The organism is Saccharothrix hoggarensis, from assembly GCF_042678885.1.
GTDB lineage: Bacteria > Actinomycetota > Actinomycetes > Mycobacteriales > Pseudonocardiaceae > Actinosynnema > Actinosynnema hoggarensis.
Window position 1 is genome coordinate 41184 of record NZ_JBHTLK010000003.1, and the last position, 24577, is coordinate 65760.

Below are 24577 nucleotides of genomic sequence, written 5' to 3' on the forward strand. Positions count from 1 at the left end.
GACGTGCGCGTTTACCTGGGATCGGACCACGCGGGCTTCGAGCTGAAGACCGCCCTCGCCAAGCACCTGACCGACGCGGGCCACGACGTGGTGGACGTCGGTCCGGCCGTGTACGACGCGGAGGACGACTACCCCCCGTTCTGCATCGAGGCCGCCCGTCGGGTGGTCGCGGAGGAGGGCAGCCTGGGCGTCGTCATCGGCGGCTCCGGCAACGGCGAGCAGATTGCCGCCAACAAGGTGCCCGGCGCCCGCGCCGCCCTGGCCTACAGCGTGGAGACGGCGAAGCTCGCCCGCGAGCACAACGACGCCCAGCTGATCGGCCTCGGCGCCCGGATGCACACCACCGAGGAGGCGTTCGCGATCGTGGAGGCCTTCCTGGCCACCCCGTTCTCCGGGCAGGAGCGGCACGCGCGCCGCATCGGCATCCTCGCCGAGTACGAGCGCACCGGCGAGGCCCCGGCCCTGCCCTGATGCCCGAAGGCCACACGCTCCACCGCCTGGCGGAGCTGCACCACCGCCGCTACGCGGGCTCGACCGTCCGGGTGTCCAGCCCGCAGGGCAGGTTCCCGGCGTCCACTGTGGACGGTCGGCGGTTCCTGCGCGCCGAGGCGCACGGCAAGCACCTGTTCCACGTGTACGGCCCGGACGCCACCGTGCACGTCCACCTCGGCCTCTACGGCACGTTCAGCGAGTCGCCCCACCCCGTGACCGAACCGGTCGGCCAGGTGCGCATGCGCCTGGCCGGCCCCACCCACTGGACGGACCTGCGCGGCCCCACCCGGTGCGAGGTGCTGACCGACGTCGAGGTCGCCGCCCTGCGCGCCCGCCTCGGCCCCGACCCGCTGCGCCGCGACGCCAAGCCCGAACTGGCCTACGCGCGCGTCGCCCGGTCGCGCCAGTCCATCGCCGTGCTGCTGATGGACCAGTCCGTGCTCGCGGGCGTCGGCAACGTGTACCGGGCCGAGGTGCTGTTCCGGCACGGCGTCCACCCGCTCGTGCCGGGGAACCGGGTCGACCGGGCGCTGTGGGACGACCTGTGGTCCGACCTGGCCGTGCTGATGCGGGCCGGGGTGGAGGCCGGCCGGATCGACACCGTGCGGCCGGAGCACCTGCCCGAGGTCACCGGCCGGGCGCCGCGCCAGGACCGGCACGGCGGCGAGGTGTACGTCTACCGCCGCACCGGTCAGCCTTGCCTGCTCTGCGGCACCCCCGTGGCGGCCGCCGAACTGGCCGCCCGCAACCTCTACTGGTGCCCCACCTGCCAGCCCGCGTGACCGGGTGACCCGCCACCGGGGCGGTCCCGGTCAGAACCCGCCGAAGTCGCCCCCGCCGAAGTCACCGCCGAAGTCGCCTCCGCCGTCACCGCCGTCACCACCGTCGCCGCCATCGCCACCGTCACCACTGGCGTCCCCGCCACCGGCGTCCTCGGCCGCGACGGCCGCCGGCACACCCACCATGCCGGAGAACATGGCGCTGAACAGCAACATCGAGCCGAAGCCCCACGCGCCCGCCACCAGCGCCGGCTTCCACCACGGCTCCGAGTACCAGCCCTGCGGCACCGGACGACCGGCCACCACCCCACCGGGGTAGTAGTGCGGCGTGCCCGCGCCCGGCCGCGGCGAGGCGACGTACCGGTGGCCCTCCACCGTGACGTCACGCTCCTCCGACACCTTGCCCGCACGGCTCTGACCCGTCAGGTCGGGCAGCTCGGGGCCGGGGTCCAGGTCCATCGCGACCCGCGCCGCCCGCACGTAGTACAGGCCCTCCATCGCGGTCTGCGTGACCAGGCGGCACTGCTCCACCGTCCGCGCCTGCTCCATCTGCGAACCGGCGGCGGTGAACCGCTCGGACGCGTCCGCCAACGCCTGCTGCGAGGCGACGTCCGTGCCGGTCAGGTTCATCACCTGGCCGCCCAGCCGCTCGACCCAGCGGCGCGCGTCGGCCTGCGCGTCCTCCAACTCCCGGCGGCGCTTCTCGGCGGCGGCCCTGGCGAAGTACCAGCCGGCACCCACCACCAGGACGAGCAGCACGAGCAGCACGATTCCTGTGGTCATCGGACCTCCCGGTCTGTTGTCCGGAGAACGCCCGCCGCGTCGCGGAGGTTCCCCGACCGGTCAGAAGAGCTCCGAGCAGTGCGGGTCGCGGTCACCCGAGAACGCGTGCGACAAGGTGCGGAGGACACCCTCCGTGACCTCGCGCACCCGTTGCGCACGCGCCAGCACCGTCAACTTCGTCCCGCCGAGGTACGCCGCGCCCAACGCCTGCACGTCCAGCACCACGTCCGGGTCGTCGTCCACCCGCTGCACGGTCGCCGTGCCGTCCTTCACGGTGAACCGCCACCGGCCGCCGTTCCACGGGCAGAAGTCGTCGTGCACCTCCAGCACCGCGTCGACGTCCGACCCGTACCGGCGCTGGACGAGCGCGCGGTCCACGTCCACGAGCCGCACCCACAGCGAGTCCTGCATGCTGCGCAACGCCAGCCGCGCGTCGGCCAGCAGGTGCACCACCGGGTCGTCCGAGGCGGTGAAGAACTGCACCTCGCCCACCATGTCGAGGTCCAGCACGTACCGGTACAGCGCCGCGTACGCCTCGTCCGTCCTGGCCGCGATCTCCCGCAGGTGCAGCTCGCTGCGCGGGCCGCGCTCCTGCCAGTCGCCCTTGATCCGGTAGACCGCGTAGCCGTCCGGGTGCAGCACGTACCGGTAGGCGGTCAGCCCGCCGCGGTCGCGCTCCTCGTCCGCCAGGTGGTGGCCCCAGTGGGCGTCGGACCGGTTCAGCCAGCCCGTGCGGGTCGGGCGCAGCGACTCGTACACGGCCTTCATCGCCGGCATGGCCTCGTCCCGCGACACCTCGCGCACCCGTTCCCCGCCCAGCGACACGCCGGGGTGGAACGCCGCGCCGCGCGGCACCGCGAGCCGCGCGAACTGCGCCGCGAACCCGTACCCGAACCGGGGGTAGATCCCCGCCTCCGACGCCCACAGCGCCGCCACCGCCTCGCGGCCCTCCTCGTGCAGGCCGTGCAGCTGGGCCCGCATCAGCCTGGTCAGCACGCCGCGACGGCGGTGACCAGGCTTCACACCTACCGACGTGACCGCCGCGATCGGCACCGGACCCGCGCCGGGGACCGTCATCTCGCGGCTCTGGACGCCACCGCCGCCGATCATCTCGTCACCGTCGAACACGGCGTGGTGGCGTTCCGGCTCGAAGACGTCACGCCATCGTTCGAGCCGGTCCTCCTGGGTGTCGAGCAGGAACGCCGCGTCGAAGACCCGCTGGAACGCCGGGAGGTCGTCCGCGGTGAGGGTGCGGAGTGTGAGCGTCATGGCACCGTTCATACGCCGGTCGATCGTTCCGCGCGATCCGATTCGGCATCGCGCCGACCCCGCCCGTTCCGCGATGCTTGGTCGGTGGACCCCTTTGCGTTGGCTCGCGCGCTCCGCGTCGAAGCGGAGGCGTTGGCGGTGGCGGCCGACCTCGCCCCGCCGGACCGCCCGGTGCCGGCGTGCCCCGGCATGACGGTCGGCGACCTGATCACCCACGTCGGCTCCATCCACCGCATGGTGACGCGGTGGGTCACCGACGGCGCCCGGCCCGCGGGCTGGACGTCCCATCCCGACCCGGCCGACCCCGTCGCCTGGTACCGCGACGGCGCGGCGGCGTTGACCGCCGTGCTCGACCCGGCGCGCGCCGCGACCGTCACGGCGACGTGGTGCCCGTGGGACCAGACCCTCGGCTTCTGGCTGCGGCGGATGACGCACGAGACCGCCGTGCACCGCGTCGACGCCGAGGCCGCGACCGGCGGCGCGTCCCCGTTGGACGAGGACGTGGCCGCCGACGGCGTGGACGAGGTGCTGCGCCTCTGGCTGGGCACCCACCTCCCGCCGCGGGCGCACACGTCCGGGCGTCCCGTGACGCTGCGCGTACCCGGCCGGTCGTGGACGGTGGCGCTGCACGAGGGGATCGTCGACTACGGCCCTCGCGGTGACGCGGCGGCCGTCGTCAGCGGATCGGCGTCCGCGGTCGACCTGTGGCTGTGGGGACGGGCGGGGGAGGAGCACCTGTCGGTCGAGGGCGACGTGACGGCCGTGCGCGCGTTGCGTGCCGCGGTGGCGGGCGCAACGGGCTGATTTCTGGTTCCCGCGGGCGCACACTGTGCTCCGTGACGAAGCTCCGCGTGATCCTGAGATGCCTGGTGACGTTCACCTTCGGCGTCCTAGTGGTGGTGCTGGCGATCCGTTTCGGCGAGGCCCTGTGGCGCGCCCTGACCACGTGACGTCCCGACCGCCCTACCGTCGCGGCCGGACGAAGCAGAACTCGTTGCCGGCGGGGTCGAGCAACACCTGAAAGCTCCCCTGCTCGTCAACCTGGAGGACACCGCTCGTGGTAGCCCCCAACCCCACCGCGAGACGCGTCGCCTCCCCGATGTCGTCCACGTCGATGTCCCAGTGCAGCCGGTTCTTCACCCGCTTCCCCTCGGCCACCGGCTGGAACGAGATCCGAGGCCACCCGGGCGGCTCGACGTGCGCCCACCCGTGCTCCCGCTCGACGACCACACCCCCCAACACCGCCGCCCAGAACCGAGCCAACCTCCCCGGCTCGAGGCAATCCACCACGACCTGATCCAACCGCATACCGCGCCCCATTCTCACGCCACTCCACAGTGGACCTGTCTCATCCTCCACGGGGTGGAATGCGCACACGACCCCGGTTCGAGCGGGAACAGCGCCGAAGTCGGCAAGCAGCCACGAGCGCAACCGCCGCGACCCCTAGCTCACCCCTCCACGGAGGTCGGCAAGCCATTCGGCCACCTGACCGAGGTCGTGCAAGTACTCCCCGCCCGGTCCATCAACAAGGTCAACCCCGTGCAACCGACCGAGGGCTTGCCACACGACCGGGTCGGCCACCTCGACGTCCGCGGCGAAGTACCGCCCAGCCCACCGATCCACCGCGTCCCGACCGAGGGCGCCCGACAACAGCCCCACCATCTGCCGCTCGACGTCAGCGCGAGAAGGCTCGACCAACCCCATGTTCACCAGTCTGACAGCGAAAAGGTCGGCGACCCGAAAGCCGTCCGGTGGGATGATGTTCCTGTCGTTGTCGGTACCGGACCGCCTTGACAGCGTCTCCACGCCTACAGCTCCCGAAACACCTCGGACAACCGCGGTCTCTCCACCGTGTCTTCGAAGTACCCGTCGTCGTCCTCGCACGCGAAGGACCAGCCGTCGGACGAGACGAGGACGTCCACCTCGTCCGACGCGGTGTGGATCGTCAGCAACCAGCAGGTGTCCACGACGGCGTCTTCGCCCTCCGGGTCCAGTTCGAAGGTGAGGTCCGTGCGCCCGGACACCGCGATCGCGACCTTGACGAATCAGCACCAGCTCGAAGCGGCTGACCGGCGGGACCGGGTCCAGCCTTCTCTTCGAACGTCGCACGCCTCGCTCCTGCACAAACGGTTCCCAGGCCCTCAGCGTAGGTCTCGAAGAGGCCGCCGAGACGAGTGGCGCCGGCTCAGCGAGCGGGTGAAGGCGAGCCAATCGCACGCCAATCGCACGACGTGATCACCAGACGCGACAGCGGTGCTGCCCTGGGATGGGTGGCACCGCTGTTGACCTGCAAGGGGAAGAGGCTGGAGCGGGTGACGGGAATCGAACCCGCATGACGAGCTTGGAAGGTCTGGCAACGATCAAGCCCGTGACCAGCTAACCCCCTGACCAGCGCCTATGCTCGCCATCTGACCGCCTGTGCCCTTGATTGACCGCTGTTGACCCTGAGATGGGGCACGCGAGGGGCACGGGCAGCGACGGCATGTCGCAGTCTTTACCGGGCACCACCCTGACACTCGGCCACGTGCCAGCCGCCTCGGGGTGGTGCCCGTTCGCGTGTGTGCGCCTGGCCCTCGTCGCCGAGTCGCCTACCCCGATGGCAAGGCGGCGAAGCCGTCGCGGCAGCCGGTCGCCGTGCCCAGCCCACCTAAGACGTCGTTTCTGATGGTGCGATCGCTCGTTGAACCGCACATGCCGGAGCTGATCGAGCGGCTGGTGCCAGACGAGTTGTGGACGCTGTTCCGGCGGGTGGTCCCGCCGACGGAGGTCATACGCCCACAGGGCGGCGGCCGCCGACGAGCTGGGGACCGTGAATGTCTGGCGGCGATCATCTTCGTGGCCACCTCAGGCGGGCTCCGCCAAGATTCCGACGGCCGTGCGTCCGTATCGACCGGTAGCCTCCGGACGGTCTCCTCGATCTCCGGAAAAGGCCGCGCCGACCGCGGCGATAACCGCAGGCGGGTGTCGGCGCGGCCCTGTACGGTCGCGACCATGAAGAAGTGGGTGGTCCCTGAGAACTCGAACAAGCGCGTCCAACGCGCGAGCCGGATGATCGGTAAGGGGACGGGCACCCCCGAGGAGATCCGGGAGGCGCGGGAGGTCCTGAGCAACTACCGTCTCGCCCACGCATTTCCTCTGAATGCGGTGACTGTGACCGTGCGGCAGCGAGCGCTCGACGTGAACCCGAACGCCGTCGTGGCCGAGCGCCGGAGGCGCCTCCCCACGATCCTAGACAAGCTGAAGCGCCACCCCACGATGAGCGTGACCACCATGCAGGATTTGGGGGGCTGCCGGGTGGTCTTCGACACCGTCACCGAGGTGGACGAGTTGGTCAGCGTCCTGAGGGACTTGCCACGGAGCAAGAACCGCGTCAAGAAGGTCTACGACTACCTACGTGACGACCCGGGGCCACGCGACTCCGGCTACCGGGGTGTTCACCTGTTGTACGAGTACGGAGCCTCGAAAAAGGAATACCACGGCCTGCGGATCGAGCTGCAGGTGCGCACGCTGCTCCAGCACGCCTGGGCGACCGCCGTCGAGACCATGGATTTGTTCTCGGGCAGCGAGCTGAAGTACGGGAAGGGCGACACGGACGTGCTCAGGTTCTTCGTCCTGGTCGGCTCGCTCATGGCGTACGAGGAAGACACCACCCCGGTGCCGGGCGCCCAGGGGACGCGGGAGGAGCTGGCGGCCGAGTTGTCGCGCCTGGAGGCGAACGTGGGCGTTCTGGAGCGGCTACGGGGCTACGCGGCGATCGTGGGCGAGCACGCCAAGACAGACCGCCGGAACACCCTGACCCTTGAACTCTGGCGGACCGAGGGAAAGCTCACAGTGACGGTGCACGAGACGCTGGCCGCCGCAGAGGCCAGGATCACCGAGTTGGAGGCATTGGACAACAAGGACCTTGACGCGGTGCTCATCAACATCGCCCGGATCAGCCAGCTGCGCGACGCGTACCCGAACTACTTCGCAGACACCGGCCGTTTCACCGAGTTCGTCGCGGCGTGCCTATGAACTTATGTCAGTTGGTGAGTCGGCGGTAGATGATGAGGGCTGCGGCTATGCCGACGAAGCCCAGGAAGTGCTCGGCCTTGCGCTCGTAGCGGCGGTGCAGGCGTCGGCATCCGGCCAGCCAAGAGACCGTTCTCTCGACGACCCAGCGGTGTCGGCCGAGCCGCGTGAAGGACTCGATGACTTTGCGGGCGATGCGGTGGCGGATGCGACGCTCGCGAAGCCATTTCCGCAGGTGGTCATAGTCGTAGCCCTTGTCTGCGTGAAGCTGGGCCGGGCGCCGGCGGCGCGGTCCGCGGCGGGAAAGGATGGGCGGGATCCCGCGCACGAGCGGCTGCAGGCCGAGGCTGTCGTGCGTGTTGGCGCCGGAGATGTCCAGCGACAGGGGCAGTCCGTTGCGGTCGGTGATCAGGTGAATTTTCGATCCCGGCTTGCCGCGGTCGGTCGGATTCGGTCCGGTGAGCGGCCCTTTTTGCCGCCCGGACGCTGACGGAATCGATGGCGCATCGGGACCAGTTCAGCTCGCCCCGAGCCCCGAGTTCGTCGAGGAGCACCCGGTGCAGCCTGGCCCACACCCGCTCTCGGCTCCACTGGGCGAAGCGCCGGTAGGCAGTGGGCCAGGCTGGTTCGAACACCGGAGGCAACTGTCGCCAAGTGCAGCCTGAGGTGGCCACGGAGATGATCGCCGCCAGACATTCACGGTCCCCGGCTCGTCGGCGGCCGCCGCCCTGTGGGCGTATGACCTCCGTCGGCGGGACTACCCGCCGGAACAGCGTCCACAACTCGTCTGGCACCAGCCGCTCGATCAGCTCCGGCATGTGCGGTTCAACGAGCGATCGCACCATCAGAAACGACGTCTAAGTCCCATGACCGCGCGATCGTCCCGACTGTCGAGCTGGCAAATCTGCGGTGACCTGGTGCCCAGCGGTAGCGCGCCGCCACCCGGCCACGTGCACCGAACTCCGGGCACGGCCGACGGGCGGAGCGAAGCGGGAGCCCGGCGTGCCGTGATGCGGGAGTCGGTGCCAGCGTGAGCTGGTCTCAGCCGCGCGCTGCCGCAGGCGGCGTGCCTTGATCCCGTAGAGCGGAGTTCGGCAGTTCCGTGTTCCGGCTGTGGTTGTAACGACAACCCGAGCACCGGCGACGATCAGTGAAGTAGTTGATGCTTAGTCAATGGAGGAAGCGGAGCCTTGGTGCCAGAGCTAGGCGCGAACGGTCATCTCCCGCCGGGGCGGTATAGGACGTCCCTTGAGGAGGTTCAGGCGCGCTTCGTAGATCATGACCAGTTCGTGAACTCGGCTACTCGGCGTGACATCTGGCAAGGCTTCCAGGACTACTTGGCGGCCTGGCTGCTCGCTGAGGAGAAGGCGGATGTAGGCCCAGTACTGCAACTGGTCTGGCTCGCAGGCAGCTTCATCTCTGGCAAGCTTAATCCCGATGATCTTGATGTGACGCCGGTCATCGATCGGCGCGCTTTGGTTGAAGCGCAGACCCATCGACGGTCGAAGGCTCTGAAGAGACTGATCGGACACCGTACGGGCATCGTCGAACGCTTCAAGGTTGAGCCGTTCGTACTAGAGTGGGAGCCAGTCGCTTCTACTCTGCGTCCTACCGCCGTAGGTTCATCCGCTCGGGACTACCTAGAGCGGCGTGGATCGTTGGATGATTGGTGGCAGCGACTGCGGGCACCGGGGCCGAAGGGGCCGTCGACCGAGGAAGAAGCGCCGCCGCGACGTGGGTACCTGGAGGTGGCACCGTGAGCAGAGGGAACGCTTGGAACCACCTTCTTGAAGAGCGGCGCGCTTCACTGGATGACTTCTTCGCTGATCTAGACGATGAGCCAGCGGGTGATCTTGAGAGCGTTCTCGATCATGCTGTGCTTGAGTCTGCCCGGCGCATGGACCCTGCCGCCGGTAACTCTCCGTGGCTGGATGTCCATGTTGAAGGACCGGACGTGGGCTTCGGTGCGCTCGACGTACACATCGTCGATGATCTTCTTGGGCCGATTCAAGCAGAAATCGATGCCGCTCTTCCTGAGGCTAGTAAGGCTGGCCTGACAGGACTTGAACTGGTTGGAGTAGGCGCGGGTAGTGCAGTTTTGCAGCTTCAGCCGAAGATGCCGGTATCGGATTTTGAAGGTGGCATCGAGGCGGTCTCCTCGGCTATCGATAGCGCGATTCGCCGCGTATTTGACGTCCATGATGCTGTGGAGCGACAGGCGAGCGCGGCCGAGATAGCCAGCATTAGTGCTTCAGATCTTCTTGGTAAAATGCAAAAGCTTGTTACTGCACTCGAAGATCGAGATTTAGTGTTGGAGCTTCTTTGGCGCTCCCCCTCTTCGTCTCGACGTAGGTCTAGGATCACTCGGGCAGGTAGGGCTTACGCACAGACGTTGTTCGAGCGAACCGTTGAGCAGCGTGAGACGGTTGTCGCGGGCTACGTATACGAGCAAAGCCTTAAAGGGTCGGTAAAAATCAAAGTCGATCCTGGTAGGCGTAATTCTGCCACGTACGACATCTCTGTCGATGCTGACGTCCTGCGCAGTCAGTCCGTCCAGCTAGGGCAATTTGTTCGAATCTTGGCACTCCTTACTCAAGAGAAAGATAAGCTCGGCCACGTGGCGGCTTCTACTTATAGCTTCTTGCGCATACTCGGGCATCAGGAGATGCTTTAAGACGGTGAAGAAAGTCGATCGAGTAAAACTTGTCTACGCATATCGATATCGAAGATTCTGCTCAAATCGCGGAGCTTCTGCTGAAGGACTCGCTGCCGCAGCGGTGGCGGCATGTTAGGGGTGTTGCCCACCGTGCTGCGCAGATGTCGAGCCTTTTTCTTTCACTGAAGCGCAGTTGCTGGCTGCTGCCGGTATGCTGCATGACATCGGATATTCTCCTTTGTTGGTGGTTACGGGATTTCATTCGATTGATGGTGCTCTCTGGCTTAAGAGCGAAGGATTCCCTGAGAGGCTATGTGCTCTGGTCGCCCACCACTCCTGTGCACGTAGGGAAGCGGATCTGCGACAACTGTCGGCTGAGTTGAGCATCTGGGAAGACGAGCAATCCGACGTGCGTGATGCTCTCTGGTGGGCGGACATGACAACGACGCCGGATGGCGAGCCAACGAACGTGGTTGATCGGCTCGACGAGATTAGAAAGCGCTACGGTCCGGAAGACTTGGTGACGTCCTTCGTCCAACAAGCGCGAGCCGAGTTGATTGGTGCAGTCCAACGGACCGAGGAGCGGTTGCGGGCGGCTGGGTTGGGTCACTTGGCGAAGTAGGGGGTGGTGCGCGCGGCGAAGCCGTGTTCGATCCGGAGTCGGATCGAGGGATGGATATTGAGGGCTTTTAGGTCTTCGCGGGCTACCCAGTGGACTTCGCTGGACTCGTTGCTTGTGCGCAGCTTGCCTCCGATGGGCTGAGCGCGGAAGCAGATGGAGAACTCTTGGCGGACTTCGCCGTCCGTGTAGGAGATGACGTGTGCCGGGTCGGAGTAGATGCCGATGATGTCGGTGGGGTCTACGTCGATGCCGGTCTCTTCCCTGATCTCGCGCACGACGGTATGGCCGATGGTCTCGCCTACGTCCTGGGCTCCGCCGGGGATGGAGTAGAGGTCGTTGTCGGTGCGGCGGATCATGAGTAGGCGGCCTTGGTCGTCCTGGACGAATGCGGTCACGGCTACGACGATGTTGGTCGCTTTGGGGGCGTTGGGGTCGTTGTAGTGGTCGGTGCGCGCCATGTGTCCCTGCCTACCACTTGGGTGGCTTGGCGTCGTCCCAGACGCCCTGGAAGCTCTCGGCGTAGGTCTCGAAGAGGTCGCCTCCGGAGAGGCGGCGCAGGTGCAGGACCGGGGCGTGAGCTGCCATGAAGCCGTGTACGTGGGTGTTGACCAGCATCTCGTCATCGAAGCGGTAGATCGAGTTGTAAAGCGTGGTGCGGTGGCACCTGACCTCGGCGTGGCCGGTGTCGGCCAGTGGCTTGAAGAACGCGAGGGCGTTGCGGACCTTGGCGGCGAGGGTGCCCTTGCCGATTCCCTCTTCCTCGCTGCGGCGGGCTACCTCGCGGCTGGCCGGGTCACCCAGGAGTAGGCGGATCTTGACGCCTGCCTCTGCCTTCTGGCGGAAGATCTCGATCAGGCTCGGGTTGTCGGTGAGGAACATGCCCGAGTAGATCAGGATCGAGATGTTCAGGCGGGCCTGGTCGACCAGGTGGGTCCACTGCTCCTGGGGGACGGAGTGGCGGTGCGGGTAGACCTGCACGACCTCCGATTGGGTGATCTCCTTCTTGGCCTCCGGGGCGAGCGCGTTGGGCCAGAGGTAGGTCTCGGCCTCCCTGACCATGGCGGCGATGGTGCGTCGGTGCCGGGGGTACGGGGTGCGGTCGAGGTTGATCCAGCGTTCGACCGTCTTGGGGTCCACGCCGGTGGCTTTGGCCACCTGGATGAGGTCGAAACCGTTGCGTAGCAACGAGTCTCGTAGGCGTTGGTTCGGCATGGCTCCCCCTGTGGAACGAGTTGGGACGACTTCAAGGTAGCGAAGACGTCTTTAGTTGTCCCGCTATGCGGTGCTGCCGTCCCCGACTTTTGCCGAAAGTGGTCGGTGTCGAGATGCCGGACAGCAGGTCCGGCCGACGCTGACGACAGGAGATCGGCTGTGGCGATCACGGGTGGGAGCAGGCTCCCCACGTCGCATGACTTCGTGTTCCCGCGTGGTGCGTTGGTGATGGGTGTTGAGCCAGTGCTCAAGTTCCAGTCCGCCGAGGAGCGGGCGAAGGGCCTGCCGGTGGAGCAGGAGAAGTACAAGGAGACCGGGCTGTTGGTGTGGTCGGTCCTGGTGATCGACCAGGCGGCCGAGCGGAAGACCGATGCGGCGGTGACGGTGAAGATCGCTGCTCCTCACCAGCCGGTTCCGCCGGAGGCGATTCCGGGGACGGATGTGCGGCCGGTGGTGTTCGAAGGGCTGACGGTGACGCCCTGGATCGACGACAAGGCGTGCCGGGGCAGCCACGGGGGTGAGCGGCACCGGTGCCGGGCCAAGCTCGGGTACAGCCTGCGCGCGTCCGGGATGAAGCCAGTCGTCGCCAAGCCCGCCTCCAAGGCCGCGTGACCCCGGTGGCGGACATGGTGCGTCTCCACGTGACCGCTGACCTGCCAATGCGGGTCGACCCGCTGGCGTTCGCGGGACGGGTCGAGGTCCGGTTCGGCAACGCGTTCCCGGCTGTGCTGCTGGTGGACCACGCGGCGCTACCGCGTCTGGTGCGTGGCCTCACCGAGGGGCAGGCGGCTCTCGAGCAGGTGGCCCCTCCGAAGGCGGGGCGGCACGTGCTGGTCGAGGAGGTCGATGATGACGCCACCGGGGAGGGTTGAGCTGATGGCCCTGTCGCAGGTGAGCGGCAACGTTGCCAGGGTCGTTGCCCGGTTCCCGGAGCTTCGTCGGCTGGTCGACCTCGAAGAGGCGGGCTGGTCGTTCATTCACCACCGGGACGCGGAGGGCGTCATGCAGGTCGACGCGTTCCGGGCCTGGCCTGATGGGTGGATGGACTGCCTCCGGGTTCGCTCGGCGACTGATGCGATGGGGCTGCGGTCGACCGGTGGGGACCCTCCTGCGTTGACGTGGGAGCGGACCGGGGATGTGGTCGAGGTGGTCGATGCGTTGATCGGGCTTCCAGCGCCGGGGGAGAGGACTGCTCCGCGGTTGGTGCGCGGTGTGGCTCCGCGGTTGTGGACGCCTGGGGGGCGGCGGTGACTGCGGAAGGGAAAGCCGTACGTCAACCGGCTCGGCGCTCGGTGTACTACCAGGTGTTGGGCGCGCATCTGCGGCAGTTGCGGCGTGGGCGGGGCGTCTCGGCGGTGGACATGGCCGAGCGGTTCGGGGTGTCGGTGGCGATGTTCTCCAAGATCGAGAACGGATTGCGGGGGCCGAGTCCGGCGGCGTTGGAGATGTACGCCGAGGTCACGGGTGTGCCGCTGCTGGAGCTGTTGGCCGGCGCGGCGGCGCGGCACCGGGAGCGGCTTGACCCCTTCGACCTGTTGTTGCGGGTGGAGCTGCCGGAGCACGTGCGGGCGTTGGACGGCCTGGCGCTGTACGCGGGCATCCCGGCGCGGCACATGCCCCGGTCGCTGCCACTGCGGCTCACCGACACCTCGGGCGTGATCTTCGGCGCGGCCGACGCCTACACACGCGGGAGCACCGCGGAAGTGGGTGATGGCTGAACCAAGTCCTGTTCGGACGGAACGCGCGAGCCGCTGTGGACCACGCGGCGATGCGGTGGAGCGGGTGACGGGAATCGAACCCGCATGACCAGCTTGGAAGGCTGGGGCTCTACCATTGAGCTACACCCGCGACGCGCCTACCGGGGTGGGCGCGCGGTTAGCTTAGCTGGTCGCGATAGGGTGAGGTGGACCGGGGCGTGGCGCAGTTTGGTAGCGCACCCGCTTTGGGAGCGGGGGGTCGCAGGTTCAAATCCTGTCGCCCCGACGGTCGCCCTGGCCAGCCTGGTGGTTGGTCAGGGCTTTTCGGTGGTAGCCCCGCTGCATGACCACAGCACCGTTCGAGCCCGACCCCGAGTTCGGGCGTCCTCGCATCGCCGCGGCCGACCCCGGGCTCGGGGCTCCCGAGCAGGAAGCCGGCTTCGGCGTCGACGGCGAAGAGCCCGATGTGGCCGAGGGCGAGAAGGACGCGGACTAGCCGCCCAGTTCGTTGACGGCGGTCGAGATGGCGGCGGCCTGGCGTTCCAGGTCGTCGTCGCTCGACTGCTCGTCCACGCCGCGGCCGAGGAGTTCGGCCCTCGACACCAGCAGCATCGCCCCGCGCAAGCGGTCCGTGTCGAGGTCGTCCACGGGCACCACCTCCAACCGTCCCTCGATCAGGACGAGGTTGGGGTCCGCCACGTCGGACTCCAGCAGTGCACGCAGATCACGAGCCTTGACGGTCATGCGTCCGGCCTACCCGGCACCCGCGTCGCGAAACGCGGGCCGTTCTTGAGCACACCCGCGCCTGGGCGCTCAAGAACGGCTCCCCAGTCTCATGCCGGTGTCGCCACCTGCTCGCTCACCACCTGCGCCGCCGCCGACACGAGTGCCGTCACGGACGGGTTGGTGGAGTTGTCCTGGCGCCACGCGAACTGGGTGTACACCCGGAACGGCGGGACCCAGGGCAGTCGGCACAGCCTGCCGTCGGCGAGCTCCGCCGCGACCGTCACCTCGGGGACAAGTGAGATCCCCAGACCCGAGGCGACCGCCCGCTTGGCGGCGTCGATCGAGTCGAGCGCCAGCACCGGCGACTTCGACTCGGCTTCCTGCAAACCCAGCGCCTGCTCGAACTGCTCGTAGTAGCTGGCGCCGTTCTCGGCCCGGATGAGCGTGCTGCCGCGCAGCTCGTCCTCGGTGATCACCGAACGCCTGGTGAGGGCGTGGGTCGGACCGGCCACCATGACCAGCGGCTCCGGGCAGAGCACCGTCGTCTCCAACCCCTCGCGGGGTTCGACGGAGCCGATGAAGAACGTGCAATCGAGTCGCCCTTCGCGCACCGAGGTCAGGTTGGCCTGGGTGTTCCGCGAGTGGAGCGAGATCTGGACGCTCGGGTAGCGCCAGCACATGTACTCGATCAGTGGTAGCAGACGGTAGTCGGTCAGACTCTGTGCGCTGCCGATGACCAGCTTGCCGTGCGGCTCGCCGTTCATCGTGATCGCTTTTCGTGCCTTGTCGGTGAGGGTGATGATGTTCCGCGCGAATGGCAATAGCTCGACACCGGCAGAGGTCATCTGGATGCCGCGCGGAAGTCGACGGAACAGGGGCACCCCGAGGGTCTCTTCGAGTGCCTTGATCCGGGTGGTGATGGTGGGCTGCGAGCAATTCAGCGTGGCGGCTGCCTTAGTGAAACTGCCCGTTTGAACCACAGTTGTGAACGCCAAAAGCTGACGCGTCTCCATGGAGCTCCCCAACGGTACGTAAAGTGGTCCACGAGAGGCCGGTGTGGGACGGCATCGTGATCTCCTGTGCGTGGCGGCAGTTGACCCTGGCTGCGCTTCTACCTGCGCGCGGCCCGGGGTCGATCAACATCGCCGCTCTACCGTGAGGCTGGGTGCCCGATGGGCGGGCGGTCGGCCCGCAACCCTTCGGACACCGGTAAGACAACCGGTGTTCAGGGATGGTCCTGGGTCGGTGGTCGGCAGCGGCGGAATGGATCTCATCGGGTCATCGGCACCTTGTCTGGTAGGTGGTTAAAGAGCTCGATGACATTGTCTCGCTCGTTCCTGTCGGTCCCGGTGCCGGTTGCGTCCGCTGCTGACCCCCCAGAACGTCCGGCAACGGGAATTAATCCCCGTCCAACATGCGGATCCCGGGCGTCACGCTACCTGAAACCCACACTAATGGACTACGGCGAGTGGAGTCATCTCGACAAGTGAAAACTTTCCGTCAGGCACTACTCCAAACGGCCCTAATTCACTCCTTCTGGCGAACGGTCGATCGACGGTGGTTGCGCAGCGTTAGTCGTGACTGCGACGAACGTGTTACACGATGCCGCGACGGCTGCGCACCGTGATGACGTGCCCCGGTGTGCCCCCGGCTCCCGCTGCCACTCGAACGGCGTAGTCCCGAACGCCCGCACTGGGCCGTTGGGCGGTACTCCTGCACCCGAATCGCACCCCGCGAGACCGCAAATTGCGGACAAGTGCCCCTTGACCGTCCAACCGCGTGAAGCGTCGCGCGAGGTGACGTCGGAGCGGCGGGCGGGACGCCGGGGGAGCCGGCGGGTCGTCGCTCGGACGACGCCGCGGGGCGCCTCGAAGCGGTGGAGGACCGGCCGGAGGGCCGGAATTGTGATGTCCGCCGCCCGTCCACCAGGCGGGCGGCGACCACCACATGAGACGGAGTGCTGGTCGAGGACGTCACATGAGTGACGCGACAACCACTCGCAACCACGTCGGAATTCGCCCGACATCACGAATTCCGCCACCGAGTGCGGCAAACCGATTCCCCGAACCCCGAATCACCGCAACAATGCGCCGACAAGCCCCGCGCCACGGCCGCCGCACCGCCGCTCCACCGCACGCCACCGGCCGGAGTCGGGGTGCGAGCGCCCCCGCGCCGGCCGACCGCCTAGACTCAGGCGGAATCCCGGCGCACCCCAGGCGCGTACCCGGGATGTTCCGCACGTCCTGCCCGTTACGAGGAGACCACGTTGAAGAGCACCGTCGAGCACCTGAGCCCGACGCGGGTCCGGATCAACGTCGAGGTGCCGTTCGACGAGCTCAAGTCGGACTTCGACCGCGCGTACCGCAAGCTGGCCAAGCAGGTCCGCATCCCCGGCTTCCGCCCCGGCAAGGCCCCCGCCCGCGTGTTGGAGAGCCGCATCGGCCGCGCGCCCGTGCTGGACGAGGTCGTCCAGGAGGCCATCCCGGCCAAGTACCTGGAGGCCGTCACCTCCGGTGAGCTGCGCACCCTGGGCCGCCCCGACTTCGAGGTGACCAAGATCGAGGACGGCGAGTCGCTGGCGTTCACCGCCGAGGTCGACATCCGCCCCGAGATCACCGTCCCGGCCTTCGGCGAGCTGACCGTCAGCGTCGACGACCAGGAGGTCACCGACGAGGACGTGGCCACCCAGCTGGACGAGCTGCGCGCCCGCTTCGCCACCCTCACCGGCGTCAAGCGCCCGGCCCAGAACGGCGACTTCGTCGTGGTCGACCTGTCGGCGACCGTGGACGGCGAGGAGGTCGAGGAGGCCAAGACCGCCGGCCTGTCCTACGAGATCGGCTCCGGCCAGCTCGTGGAGGGCATCGACGAGGCCCTGATCGGCGCCGCCGAGGGCGACTCCAAGAACTTCACCACCACGCTGGTGGCCGGCGAGCACGCGGGCCGCGACGCCGAGGTCACCGTCGTGGTGAACTCCGTCAAGGAGCGCCAGCTCCCCGAGCTGGACGACGAGTTCGCCCAGCTGGCCAGCGAGTTCGACACGCTGGACGAGCTGAAGGCCGACCTGCGCACCCGCCTCGGCCGCGTGAAGAAGATGCAGCAGGGCGTCCAGGCGCGGGACAAGGTGCTGGAGGCGCTGCTGGCCAGCGTCGAGGTGCCGCTGCCCGAGGCCGTCGTCCAGGGCGAGGTCGAGGCGCGGGCGCACGACGCCATCCACGCCCTCGACCACGACGAGGCGCGCTTCGCCGAGTGGCTGGCCGAGCAGGGCCAGTCCAAGGAGGAGTTCGACGCCGAGGTGCGCGAGACCGCCGAGCAGGCCGTCAAGACGCAGCTCGTGCTGGACGCCATCGCCGACGCCGAGCAGGTCAGCGTGTCCGACGCCGAGCTGACCGAGCGGATCATCTACCAGGCCCAGCGGTTCGGCGTGAGCCCGGACGAGTACGTCAAGCGCGCCCAGCAGTCGGGCCAGCTCGGCGCGATCTTCGCCGACGTGCGCCGCGGCAAGGCGCTGGCCACGGTGGTGCGCCAGGCCACCGTCACCGACTCCGCGGGCAACGCCCTCGACCTGGACGAGCTGTTCGGCGAGGTGCGGCCCGCGGCCAAGTCCACTGAGGAACCCGCGGCGGAATCCGCGTCGGCGGAGTGAAGCCCTGAGCGAACGCGGGCGGTGTCGGGACGTCGACGCCGCCCGCCTTCGTTAAGGTCGTTGCTAAGAGACTCTTTTCGGCACAGCCAGTCGGCACAGTTAGGCAGGCAGACGTGACGCAGCATCGCGGCTTCGTGGACAAGGTCATCAGCCGCGCCGGCCAGCCGACGACCAACTGACCGCGAGCAGAGCACCAGGAGACCTGAAGTGAGCCAGTTCCACGCGCCGCAGTCCCGGTACGTGCTCCCGTCGTTCGTCGAGCGCACGAGCTACGGCATCAAGGAGTCCAACCCGTACAACAAGCTCTTCGAGGAGCGCATCATCTTCCTCGGCGTGCAGGTGGACGACGCGTCGGCCAACGACGTGATGGCCCAGCTGCTCGTGCTGGAGTCGGAGGACCCCGACCGCGACATCCTGATGTACATCAACTCGCCGGGTGGCTCGTTCACCTCGCTGATGGCCATCTACGACACCATGCAGTTCGTCCGCCCGGACATCCAGACCTACTGCCTGGGCCAGGCGGCCTCGGCGGCGGCGGTGCTGCTCGCGGCGGGCACCCCCGGCAAGCGGCACGCGCTGCCGAACGCCCGCGTCCTGATCCACCAGCCGGCCACCGAGGGCGTCTACGGGCAGGTCTCCGACCTGGAGATCCAGTCCGCCGAGATCCAGCGGGTGCGCCGGCTGCTGGAGACCACGCTCGCGCGGCACACCAGCCGCACGCCGGAGCAGGTGCGCGCCGACATCGAGCGGGACAAGATCCTCACCGCCGCGGAGGCGAAGGAATACGGGCTGATCGACAGCGTTCTGCCCTACCGGAAGCTCTCGGCGAAGTAACGACGGCGTGGCGCCCGACACGCCGAGCTGACCAGGGGTCCTGTTCAGCCGAGCGTGTCGGGGGCACGCTGGTCCTCCCGCACAGGCGGGTAGGACAGGTACCGTCGAGGGGAACGGGCGGACCCCGCACCCAGCGGGCACTCGCCACATCACGCAGTCAGGCGCACCTCACCAGGTCGTGCGCCGGAGGGGACAGAGGTCAGCGGTCATGGCACGTATCGGTGACGGCGGCGACCTGCTGAAGTGCTCTTTCTGCGGCAAGAGCCAGAAGCAGGTGAAAAAACTCATCGCCGGACCGGGTGTCTACATCTGCGATGAGTGCATCGACCTCTGCAACGAGATCATCGAGGAAGAGCTCGCGGAGGCCGGTGACGTCAAGCTCGACGAGCTGCCCAAGCCCGCCGAGATCCACGAGTTCCTCGACCAGTACGTGATCGGTCAGAGCGAGGCCAAGCGCACGCTGTCGGTGGCGGTCTACAACCACTACAAGCGCATCCAGGCGGGTGACCGCGGGCGTGAGGGCCGCGACGACGGCGTGGAGCTCGCCAAGTCGAACATCCTCATGCTCGGCCCGACGGGCTGCGGCAAGACCTACCTGGCCCAGACGCTCGCGAAGATGCTGAACGTGCCGTTCGCCATCGCGGACGCCACGGCGCTGACCGAGGCCGGCTACGTGGGCGAGGACGTGGAGAACATCCTCCTCAAGCTCATCCAGGCGGCCGACTACGACGTCAAGCGCGCCGAGACCGGCATCATCTACATCGACGAGGTCGACAAAATCGCTCGAAAGAGTGAAAACCCGTCGATCACGCGCGACGTGTCGGGCGAGGGCGTGCAGCAGGCGCTGCTGAAAATACTGGAGGGGACGACGGCCTCGGTGCCCCCGCAGGGCGGCCGCAAGCACCCGCACCAGGAGTTCATCCAGATCGACACGACGAACGTGCTGTTCATCGTGGCCGGCGCCTTCGCGGGCCTGGACAAGATCATCCAGGACCGGGTGGGCAAGCGCGGTCTGGGCTTCGGCGCCGAGGTGCGCACGAAGGCGGAGGTCGACGCGGCGGACTACTACGCCGAGTCGATGCCGGAGGACCTGATCAAGTTCGGCCTGATCCCCGAGTTCATCGGTCGGTTGCCGATGGTCGCGAGCGTCACGAACCTGGACAAGGAATCCCTGGTCCGCATCCTCACCGAGCCGAAGAACGCGCTGGTCAAGCAGTACCAGAAGCTGTTCGAGATGGACGGCGTGGAGCTCGAGTTCACCCGGACCGCCATGGAGGCCGTCGCCGACCAGGCGATCCTGCGCGGCACGGGCGCGCGTGGCCTGCGGGCGATCATGGAAGAAGTCCTGCTGCCGGTGATGTACGACATCCCCAGCCGCACGGACGTCGCCAAGGTCGTCATCACGGAGCAGACCGTGAAGGAGAACGTCAACCCGACCATCGTCGCCCGGCAGCCCTCGCGCCGGGAGCGCCGCGAGAAGTCGGCGTGAGTTGTCCCTCCCGCACACGCTGATCCTGCACGGCCTGGGTGGTTCCGGGCCGGAGCACTGGCAGAACTGGTTGGCGGGCGAGCTGGCCCACCACGGCGGGTCGGTGGACCTGCCGTGGTTCAGCTCGCCCGACCGGCCCCGGCTGTCGGCGTGGCTGGACGAGCTGCGGTCGCACCTGGCCGCGATGCCGACGTCCTCGGGCGGCACGGGTTCCGTCGAACGGGTGGTTGTCGCGCACTCGCTGGCCGGGTTGCTGTGGCTGCACCACGCGGCGGGACCGTTCGACGAGTCGCTGCGGGTGGACCGGGTGCTCCTGGTCGCGCCGCCCGCGGTGGACTTCGCCGGTGAGCCGCTGATCTCCGAGTTCCTGCACCCCGCGCTCGACCCGGCGGCGGTGCGGCGCGCGGCCGGGTCGACGCGGCTGGTCGTCGGCGAGGGCGACCCGTACTGCCCGGTCGCCAAGGGCAAGGAGCTGGCCGAGGCGCTGCGGATCGAGGTCGACGTCATCGTGGGCGGCGCGCACCTCAACGTGGACGCGGGCTACGGCTCGTGGCCCGCGGTGCTGAAGTGGGTCCGCAGCGGACGGGTTCCGCTCACCCCGCGCTGACCACCACCCGGAACAGGGTGAACGCGGCCAGGAAAGGACCGGCCGCGAGGTCGGCCAGCCAGGCGTCGGCGGCGGGGCGGGTCAGGCGGCCCGCCCGGACGGCGCGGTGGGCGTTGCGGGTGAGGCCGAAGATCTCGTCGGCGGTGGTGAAGTCCCGGAGCAGGAGGACCTCGCCGTCGACCTCCACGACGGTCAGGCCGGCTGCTCCGGCGAGCCTGGCGAGCTGCCGGCCGACGACGGGGTTCGGCACGATCCGGTCGCACACGAACCGGGTGAACGCGAGGTTCGTCGCCACGGCGCCGGGGTCGACGGCGAGGGTTTCCCAGTCCGGTTGGGCCAGCACCGCGCGTCCTCCGGGACGCAGGACGCGGCGGACCTCGGCCAGCACGGCGGACGGGTCCGCCACCAGGTGGAGGACCCGGTCCACGCGCACGCGGTCCACGGAGCGGTCGTCGACGGGCAGCGCGTGGGCGTCGCCCTGCCGCACCTCCACGGGCAGTCCGGCGGTGCGCCGTTCCGCTTCCCCGACCATCGCCGGGTCGAGGTCCACGCCGATGACGGCGCCCGCGCGCTCGGCCATGGCGGGCAGGTCGGTGCCGGGTCCGCAGCCGACGTCGAGGGCGGTGTGGTCGGGCCGGAGGTCCAGCGCGTCCAGCAGGCGCCGCTTGTAGCCGCGGCCCGCTTCCGCCGCGTGGTCCAGGTAGGTGATGGGGTCCGGTCGCGTCGGCATGCGGCCAGGCAACCACAGCCGTGTGGAGGTCCGGTGGACGTCCGGTGCGGGTTCAGCGGGGGACGCGCTTGCCCAGGAAGCGGATGACGTCCGCGACGATCTTGCGGTAGAACGCGTCGTCGTGGCCGCCGGGCGTCACCGACGCCACGGCCAGGCGCGTGGAGGCGATGAACTTCCGGGTGCCCTCGATGAACCGGTCGCGGTCGCCCGTCCACACGCCGATCGGGGCGTCGCCGAGCTTGTCCAGGTTCTTCAGCGGGTCCAGCGAGGCCCACTGCTCGGGGCCGCGGAAGGCGTTGCGGGTCGACATCTCGGCCCACGTGGTGATCAGGGCGGGGGAAATGGCGGCGATGGCCTTGACCGGCTCGCGGCGCTCGTGGCGGCGGCGGCCGTAGAGGAGGGCGCCGAAGCCGCCCATCGACACGCCCACGCAGGCGAACGGGGCGCCGAAGCCGCGTTCGGCCAGCCAGCGGGGCACTTCTTCGAGCAGCATCCCCATCGGGTCGTCGCCGGGGACGTTCTCGTGCCAGTAGTGGTCGCCGCCGTCCACCGCGACGAAGCCGAACGGCGGGACCTGGCGCCGGCTCACCGCCCCGACCAGCACCTCGGACATGCCGCCGATGGCGGCCGTGCGGGCGGTGCCGAAGCGGCCGTGCAGGAGGATCGCCATCGGCAGGTCACGGGTGGGGACGCCGGGCGGGACCATGGTGAGCAGGTCCACGTCGCGGCCCCGGTGGTGCGAGCGGACGCGGTCCACCCGGACGACGGCGCGCTTCACGGCGGGCACCGGGCCGGCGACGCCGAGGACGTGCCGCAGGGCCTCGCCGAAGGGGGCGTTGCCGTGCAGGGCGGCGGTGAGGCCGGCGGTCGCCAGCACGCCTCCGCCCAGCGCGTTGAGCACGGTTCGCCTCGTGACCACTGGCCCTCCCCCCCCGACCGGTCCCCTCCACCACATCGCACGGGGCGGGGCGCGTGTTTCGGTCAGATCGCGGACCGCGCCCGGAGGGCCGCGATCCGTTCCCGCGAGTACCCGAGCCCTCGCAGGACGTGATCGGTGTGCTCGCCGAGCGCCGGCACGGAGCCGGGCGCCCACTCCCACGACGTCGAGTCGACGGGCGGGCGCAGGACGGTGACCTCGCCGTCCGGCACGGGCACGGTGGCGCGGCGCTCGCGGGCCGTCACCTGGGGGTGTTCGGGCAGGTCGGCGACGCTGCGGGTGCGGGCCGCGGGCACGTCGGCCCGGTCGAGCGCGTCCACCAAGTCTGCGGCCGCCCAGGCGGTGAAGTCCAGTTCGGCGTGCAGGGCCGCGCGGTGGGCCACGCGGGACGGGACGGTGGCGAACCGCGGGTCGTCGGCGAGGTCCGGACGTGCCAGCAGGGCGCACAGCCGCCGCCACTGCGGGTCGTTCTGGACGGCCAGGTGGACGGCGCCGTCCGCGCACGGGAACGGGCCGTACGGGGCGATGCTGGGGTGGTGCGCGCCGGTGCGGGGCGCGGCCCGGCCGGTGCCCGCCGCGTAGAGCATGGGCTGGTGCATCCACTCGGCCAGGGCGTCGAACAGCGACAGGCTCAGCGTGGTGCCCTCGTTGGTGCGGGCCCGGTGCAGCAGGGCGGCCAGCACCGCGGACTGGAGCTGGACGCCCGCCGCGATGTCGGCGACCGAGATGCCGGCGCGCGCGGTGACGTCGCCGTCGCCGGTCAGCTCGATGAGACCGGCCTCGGACTGCACCAGCGCGTCGAACGCCTTGCGCGACGTGTACGGGCCGGTGTCGCCGTACCCGGACAGCTCGCCGACGACCAGGTCCGGTTTGCGGGAGCGGAGTGACCGCGCGTCCACGCCCAGTCGACGCGCGGCGTCGGGCGAGAGGTTGCACAGGACCACGTCGGCGGCGGCGATCAGGCGGTCCAGCACCTCGCGGGCGTCCGGGTGCTTCAGGTCGAGCGTGAGGGACTCCTTGCCGACGTTCGTCCAGGCGAAGTAGGAGGAGACCGATCCGCACGACGTGTCGTAGTGGCGGGCGAAGTCGCCGCCGCCGGGTCGTTCGACCTTGACGACGCGGGCGCCGAGGTCGGCGAGCAGGCGCGTGGCGTAGGGGACGGCGACAGCCTGTTCGAGGCTGACGACCAGCACGCCGTCGAGCGGTCTCACGCCACCACGCGTCCGGCGCCGGTGTAGACGTTCATCGAGTCGCCGCGCAGGAACCCGACGAGCGTCACGCCCTGCTCCTCGGCCAGTTCGGCGGCCAGCGAGGACGGCGCGGACACGGCGGCCAGCACCGGCACGCCCGCCATCGCGGCCTTCTGCACCAGCTCGAATGACGCCCGGCCGGACACCACCAGCACCGTCCCGGTGAGCGGCACCCGGTTGTTCAGGACCGCCCAGCCGAGGACCTTGTCCACGGCGTTGTGCCTGCCCACGTCCTCGCGCACCACCAGGGATTCACCTGATGCGGTGAACAGTCCGGCGGCGTGGAGGCCGCCCGTGGAGGCGAACACCTTCTGCCGCGCGCGCAGGGCGTCCGGCAGTCCGCACAGCACGTCCACGTCGACCGTGGCGGGGTCGGCGGCGGGGGAGAAGCGGGTCTTCAGCTTCACCGCGTCCAGCGCCGCCTTGCCGCAGACGCCGCACGACGACGTCGTGTAGAAGTTCCGCTCCACGCCCGCCTCGGGCGGCGCGACGCCGTCGGCCAGCGCGACGTCCAGCACGTTGTACGTGTTCAGGCCGTCCGGGCCGGTGCCCTCGCAGAACCGCGCCACCGCCACGTCCTCGAGCCCGCCGATGACGCCCTCGCTGAGCAGGAACCCGTGCGCCAGCTCGACGTCGTGGCCGGGCGTCCGCATGGTGACGGCGAGGGCCTTGCCGCCGACCCGCAGCTCCAGCGGCTCCTCGGCGGCCAACGCGTCCACCTTCGAGCGGGACGTGCGCCCCTTGTAGGTGACGATCGGGCGACGCACGGTGACTCGCCCCATTGCGGTACTCCTCCTCCGGGTTCGTGTTCACCAGGTTACGTGTCGTCGCGGCCGGCTT

At 69.0% G+C, this 24577-nt stretch carries 29 protein-coding genes, 2 tRNA genes and 1 pseudogene; 17 read left to right on the plus strand and 15 right to left on the minus strand.

The annotated features are described in order from the left end of the window. Nucleotides 1-3 precede the first annotated feature (3 nt). Together ACFQ3T_RS01145 and ACFQ3T_RS01150 are read left to right on the plus strand one after the other, a co-directional pair. A complete protein-coding gene (locus tag ACFQ3T_RS01145; protein ID WP_380718734.1) occupies nucleotides 4-471 on the plus strand; it encodes a ribose-5-phosphate isomerase in 468 nt (155 codons plus the stop codon). Next, nucleotides 471-1274 (plus strand): Fpg/Nei family DNA glycosylase, encoded by an 804-nt coding sequence (locus ACFQ3T_RS01150; protein ID WP_380718736.1) that lies wholly within the window; start codon nucleotides 471-473, stop codon nucleotides 1272-1274. The genes ACFQ3T_RS01145 and ACFQ3T_RS01150 overlap by 1 nt, the downstream gene beginning before the upstream one ends. A gap of 30 nt (nucleotides 1275-1304) precedes the next feature. On the opposite strand, the gene ACFQ3T_RS01155 is transcribed toward ACFQ3T_RS01150, so the two are convergent. Together ACFQ3T_RS01155 and ACFQ3T_RS01160 are read right to left on the minus strand one after the other, a co-directional pair. Next, complete coding sequence (locus ACFQ3T_RS01155; protein ID WP_380718738.1) at nucleotides 1305-2054, minus strand: hypothetical protein; 750 nt, start codon at nucleotides 2052-2054, stop codon at nucleotides 1305-1307. A gap of 60 nt (nucleotides 2055-2114) precedes the next feature. Beyond that, nucleotides 2115-3323: a GNAT family N-acetyltransferase gene (locus ACFQ3T_RS01160; protein WP_380718740.1), complete on the minus strand. Its 1209-nt coding sequence runs from the start codon at nucleotides 3321-3323 to the stop codon at nucleotides 2115-2117. 99 nt (nucleotides 3324-3422) lie between these two features. On the opposite strand from ACFQ3T_RS01160, the gene ACFQ3T_RS01165 reads away from it, so the two are divergent. After that, nucleotides 3423-4127, plus strand: a complete 705-nt coding sequence (locus tag ACFQ3T_RS01165; RefSeq protein ID WP_380718742.1) for a maleylpyruvate isomerase family mycothiol-dependent enzyme — start codon at nucleotides 3423-3425, stop codon at nucleotides 4125-4127. Nucleotides 4128-4286: 159 nt separating this feature from the next. On the opposite strand, the gene ACFQ3T_RS01170 is transcribed toward ACFQ3T_RS01165, so the two are convergent. From ACFQ3T_RS01170 to ACFQ3T_RS01180, 3 genes are all read right to left on the minus strand, one after another. Continuing rightward, entirely contained in the window at nucleotides 4287-4643 is a 357-nt protein-coding gene (locus tag ACFQ3T_RS01170) for a VOC family protein (RefSeq protein ID WP_380718828.1), read from the minus strand. 123 nt (nucleotides 4644-4766) lie between these two features. Further along, complete coding sequence (locus ACFQ3T_RS01175) at nucleotides 4767-5129, minus strand: hypothetical protein (RefSeq protein WP_380718744.1); 363 nt, start codon at nucleotides 5127-5129, stop codon at nucleotides 4767-4769. Between the two features lie 2 nt (nucleotides 5130-5131). Further along, nucleotides 5132-5347, minus strand: coding sequence for a hypothetical protein (locus tag ACFQ3T_RS01180; RefSeq protein ID WP_380718746.1), 216 nt, complete (start codon nucleotides 5345-5347; stop codon nucleotides 5132-5134). A 667-nt stretch (nucleotides 5348-6014) separates the two neighbouring features. Here ACFQ3T_RS01180 and ACFQ3T_RS01185 point away from each other — a divergent pair. Both ACFQ3T_RS01185 and ACFQ3T_RS01190 read left to right on the plus strand, forming a co-directional pair. Next, nucleotides 6015-6173: pseudogene (locus ACFQ3T_RS01185) on the plus strand (IS5/IS1182 family transposase); the annotation flags it as partial. A gap of 198 nt (nucleotides 6174-6371) precedes the next feature. After that, nucleotides 6372-7337: a RelA/SpoT domain-containing protein gene (locus tag ACFQ3T_RS01190; protein WP_380718830.1), complete on the plus strand. Its 966-nt coding sequence runs from the start codon at nucleotides 6372-6374 to the stop codon at nucleotides 7335-7337. Between the two features lie 7 nt (nucleotides 7338-7344). On the opposite strand, the gene ACFQ3T_RS01195 is transcribed toward ACFQ3T_RS01190, so the two are convergent. Further along, nucleotides 7345-8152 (minus strand): IS5 family transposase gene (locus ACFQ3T_RS01195; protein ID WP_380718832.1). Its coding sequence is split into 2 segments (ribosomal slippage): nucleotides 7345-7806 and nucleotides 7808-8152, totalling 807 coding nucleotides; the frame shifts between segments, so codons are not numbered across the junction. 375 nt (nucleotides 8153-8527) lie between these two features. On the opposite strand from ACFQ3T_RS01195, the gene ACFQ3T_RS01200 reads away from it, so the two are divergent. The 3 genes from ACFQ3T_RS01200 (at nucleotide 8528) to ACFQ3T_RS01210 (ending at nucleotide 10612) form a co-directional block, all read left to right on the plus strand. Then, complete coding sequence (locus tag ACFQ3T_RS01200; RefSeq protein ID WP_380718748.1) at nucleotides 8528-9094, plus strand: DUF6932 family protein; 567 nt, start codon at nucleotides 8528-8530, stop codon at nucleotides 9092-9094. After that, nucleotides 9091-10008, plus strand: a complete 918-nt coding sequence (locus ACFQ3T_RS01205; RefSeq protein ID WP_380718750.1) for a hypothetical protein — start codon at nucleotides 9091-9093, stop codon at nucleotides 10006-10008. Before ACFQ3T_RS01200 ends, ACFQ3T_RS01205 begins: the two co-directional genes overlap by 4 nt. Before the next feature lie 193 nt (nucleotides 10009-10201). Next, nucleotides 10202-10612: a phosphohydrolase gene (locus ACFQ3T_RS01210; protein WP_380718752.1), complete on the plus strand. Its 411-nt coding sequence runs from the start codon at nucleotides 10202-10204 to the stop codon at nucleotides 10610-10612. Here ACFQ3T_RS01210 and ACFQ3T_RS01215 read toward each other — a convergent pair. Both ACFQ3T_RS01215 and ACFQ3T_RS01220 read right to left on the minus strand, forming a co-directional pair. Next, nucleotides 10597-11070, minus strand: a complete 474-nt coding sequence (locus ACFQ3T_RS01215; protein WP_380718754.1) for an NUDIX hydrolase — start codon at nucleotides 11068-11070, stop codon at nucleotides 10597-10599. The genes ACFQ3T_RS01210 and ACFQ3T_RS01215 overlap by 16 nt on opposite strands. 10 nt (nucleotides 11071-11080) lie before the next feature. Then, a complete protein-coding gene (locus tag ACFQ3T_RS01220; RefSeq protein ID WP_380718756.1) occupies nucleotides 11081-11824 on the minus strand; it encodes a DUF5919 domain-containing protein in 744 nt (247 codons plus the stop codon). A gap of 228 nt (nucleotides 11825-12052) precedes the next feature. Here ACFQ3T_RS01220 and ACFQ3T_RS01225 point away from each other — a divergent pair, with 228 nt between their 5' ends. From ACFQ3T_RS01225 to ACFQ3T_RS01235, 3 genes are all read left to right on the plus strand, one after another. Further along, nucleotides 12053-12436 carry a plasmid replication, integration and excision activator gene (locus ACFQ3T_RS01225; RefSeq protein WP_380718759.1) on the plus strand — a complete coding sequence of 128 codons (384 nt, stop codon included), beginning with the start codon at nucleotides 12053-12055 and terminating at the stop codon, nucleotides 12434-12436. A gap of 29 nt (nucleotides 12437-12465) precedes the next feature. Then, a complete protein-coding gene (locus ACFQ3T_RS01230; protein ID WP_380718761.1) occupies nucleotides 12466-12696 on the plus strand; it encodes a hypothetical protein in 231 nt (76 codons plus the stop codon). A 435-nt stretch (nucleotides 12697-13131) separates the two neighbouring features. Continuing rightward, nucleotides 13132-13542: a helix-turn-helix domain-containing protein gene (locus ACFQ3T_RS01235; RefSeq protein ID WP_380718763.1), complete on the plus strand. Its 411-nt coding sequence runs from the start codon at nucleotides 13132-13134 to the stop codon at nucleotides 13540-13542. Between the two features lie 56 nt (nucleotides 13543-13598). Here ACFQ3T_RS01235 and ACFQ3T_RS01240 read toward each other — a convergent pair. Further along, nucleotides 13599-13672, minus strand: a tRNA-Gly gene (locus tag ACFQ3T_RS01240). A gap of 61 nt (nucleotides 13673-13733) precedes the next feature. Between ACFQ3T_RS01240 and ACFQ3T_RS01245 the strand changes: the two genes are divergently transcribed. Both ACFQ3T_RS01245 and ACFQ3T_RS01250 read left to right on the plus strand, forming a co-directional pair. Next, nucleotides 13734-13807 (plus strand) — tRNA-Pro (locus ACFQ3T_RS01245). A 57-nt stretch (nucleotides 13808-13864) separates the two neighbouring features. Beyond that, entirely contained in the window at nucleotides 13865-14017 is a 153-nt protein-coding gene (locus tag ACFQ3T_RS01250; protein WP_380718766.1) for a hypothetical protein, read from the plus strand. On the opposite strand, the gene ACFQ3T_RS01255 is transcribed toward ACFQ3T_RS01250, so the two are convergent. Both ACFQ3T_RS01255 and ACFQ3T_RS01260 read right to left on the minus strand, forming a co-directional pair. Continuing rightward, nucleotides 14014-14265, minus strand: a complete 252-nt coding sequence (locus ACFQ3T_RS01255) for a hypothetical protein (protein ID WP_380718767.1) — start codon at nucleotides 14263-14265, stop codon at nucleotides 14014-14016. The two genes, ACFQ3T_RS01250 and ACFQ3T_RS01255, sit on opposite strands and share 4 nt — an antisense overlap. A gap of 89 nt (nucleotides 14266-14354) precedes the next feature. Further along, entirely contained in the window at nucleotides 14355-15260 is a 906-nt protein-coding gene (locus ACFQ3T_RS01260) for a LysR family transcriptional regulator (RefSeq protein WP_141978685.1), read from the minus strand. Between the two features lie 1253 nt (nucleotides 15261-16513). Between ACFQ3T_RS01260 and tig the strand changes: the two genes are divergently transcribed. The 4 genes from tig to ACFQ3T_RS01280 all read left to right on the plus strand — a co-directional run bounded on the left by tig (nucleotide 16514) and on the right by ACFQ3T_RS01280 (nucleotide 20820). Continuing rightward, nucleotides 16514-17890 (plus strand): trigger factor, encoded by a 1377-nt coding sequence (gene tig, locus ACFQ3T_RS01265; protein ID WP_380718769.1) that lies wholly within the window; start codon nucleotides 16514-16516, stop codon nucleotides 17888-17890. 207 nt (nucleotides 17891-18097) lie between these two features. Then, complete coding sequence (locus ACFQ3T_RS01270) at nucleotides 18098-18724, plus strand: ATP-dependent Clp protease proteolytic subunit (protein WP_380718772.1); 627 nt, start codon at nucleotides 18098-18100, stop codon at nucleotides 18722-18724. A gap of 208 nt (nucleotides 18725-18932) precedes the next feature. Further along, nucleotides 18933-20213, plus strand: coding sequence for an ATP-dependent Clp protease ATP-binding subunit ClpX (clpX, locus tag ACFQ3T_RS01275; RefSeq protein ID WP_380718774.1), 1281 nt, complete (start codon nucleotides 18933-18935; stop codon nucleotides 20211-20213). 1 nt (nucleotide 20214) lies between these two features. Next, entirely contained in the window at nucleotides 20215-20820 is a 606-nt protein-coding gene (locus ACFQ3T_RS01280) for an RBBP9/YdeN family alpha/beta hydrolase (protein ID WP_380718775.1), read from the plus strand. Here the strand turns inward: ACFQ3T_RS01280 and ACFQ3T_RS01285 are convergent. From ACFQ3T_RS01285 to fdhD, 4 genes are all read right to left on the minus strand, one after another. After that, complete coding sequence (locus ACFQ3T_RS01285) at nucleotides 20807-21550, minus strand: methyltransferase domain-containing protein (RefSeq protein ID WP_380718777.1); 744 nt, start codon at nucleotides 21548-21550, stop codon at nucleotides 20807-20809. The genes ACFQ3T_RS01280 and ACFQ3T_RS01285 overlap by 14 nt on opposite strands. 52 nt (nucleotides 21551-21602) lie before the next feature. After that, the gene (locus tag ACFQ3T_RS01290) at nucleotides 21603-22469 is read right to left on the minus strand and encodes an alpha/beta hydrolase (protein ID WP_380718779.1); all 867 of its coding nucleotides are present in this window, start codon (nucleotides 22467-22469) and stop codon (nucleotides 21603-21605) included. Between the two features lie 62 nt (nucleotides 22470-22531). Further along, nucleotides 22532-23698, minus strand: coding sequence for a CaiB/BaiF CoA transferase family protein (locus tag ACFQ3T_RS01295; RefSeq protein ID WP_380718780.1), 1167 nt, complete (start codon nucleotides 23696-23698; stop codon nucleotides 22532-22534). Further along, nucleotides 23695-24519: a formate dehydrogenase accessory sulfurtransferase FdhD gene (gene fdhD / locus ACFQ3T_RS01300; RefSeq protein ID WP_380718782.1), complete on the minus strand. Its 825-nt coding sequence runs from the start codon at nucleotides 24517-24519 to the stop codon at nucleotides 23695-23697. Before fdhD ends, ACFQ3T_RS01295 begins: the two co-directional genes overlap by 4 nt. Between the last annotated feature and the right edge of the window lie 58 nt (nucleotides 24520-24577).

Coding starts and splice junctions, on each gene's coding strand:
- ACFQ3T_RS01150 (WP_380718736.1), top strand. CDS start 471: ATGCCCGAAGGCCACACGCTCCACCGCCTGGCGGAGCTGCACCACCGC.
- ACFQ3T_RS01155 (WP_380718738.1), bottom strand. CDS start 2,054: ATGACCACAGGAATCGTGCTGCTCGTGCTGCTCGTCCTGGTGGTGGGT.
- ACFQ3T_RS01160 (WP_380718740.1), bottom strand. CDS start 3,323: ATGACGCTCACACTCCGCACCCTCACCGCGGACGACCTCCCGGCGTTC.
- ACFQ3T_RS01170 (WP_380718828.1), bottom strand. CDS start 4,643: ATGGGGCGCGGTATGCGGTTGGATCAGGTCGTGGTGGATTGCCTCGAG.
- ACFQ3T_RS01190 (WP_380718830.1), top strand. CDS start 6,372: ATGATCGGTAAGGGGACGGGCACCCCCGAGGAGATCCGGGAGGCGCGG.
- ACFQ3T_RS01210 (WP_380718752.1), top strand. CDS start 10,202: ATGCTGCATGACATCGGATATTCTCCTTTGTTGGTGGTTACGGGATTT.
- ACFQ3T_RS01215 (WP_380718754.1), bottom strand. CDS start 11,070: ATGGCGCGCACCGACCACTACAACGACCCCAACGCCCCCAAAGCGACC.
- ACFQ3T_RS01220 (WP_380718756.1), bottom strand. CDS start 11,824: ATGCCGAACCAACGCCTACGAGACTCGTTGCTACGCAACGGTTTCGAC.
- ACFQ3T_RS01225 (WP_380718759.1), top strand. CDS start 12,053: ATGGGTGTTGAGCCAGTGCTCAAGTTCCAGTCCGCCGAGGAGCGGGCG.
- ACFQ3T_RS01250 (WP_380718766.1), top strand. CDS start 13,865: ATGACCACAGCACCGTTCGAGCCCGACCCCGAGTTCGGGCGTCCTCGC.
- ACFQ3T_RS01255 (WP_380718767.1), bottom strand. CDS start 14,265: ATGACCGTCAAGGCTCGTGATCTGCGTGCACTGCTGGAGTCCGACGTG.
- ACFQ3T_RS01260 (WP_141978685.1), bottom strand. CDS start 15,260: ATGGAGACGCGTCAGCTTTTGGCGTTCACAACTGTGGTTCAAACGGGC.
- clpX (WP_380718774.1), top strand. CDS start 18,933: ATGGCACGTATCGGTGACGGCGGCGACCTGCTGAAGTGCTCTTTCTGC.
- ACFQ3T_RS01285 (WP_380718777.1), bottom strand. CDS start 21,550: ATGCCGACGCGACCGGACCCCATCACCTACCTGGACCACGCGGCGGAA.
- fdhD (WP_380718782.1), bottom strand. CDS start 24,519: ATGGGGCGAGTCACCGTGCGTCGCCCGATCGTCACCTACAAGGGGCGC.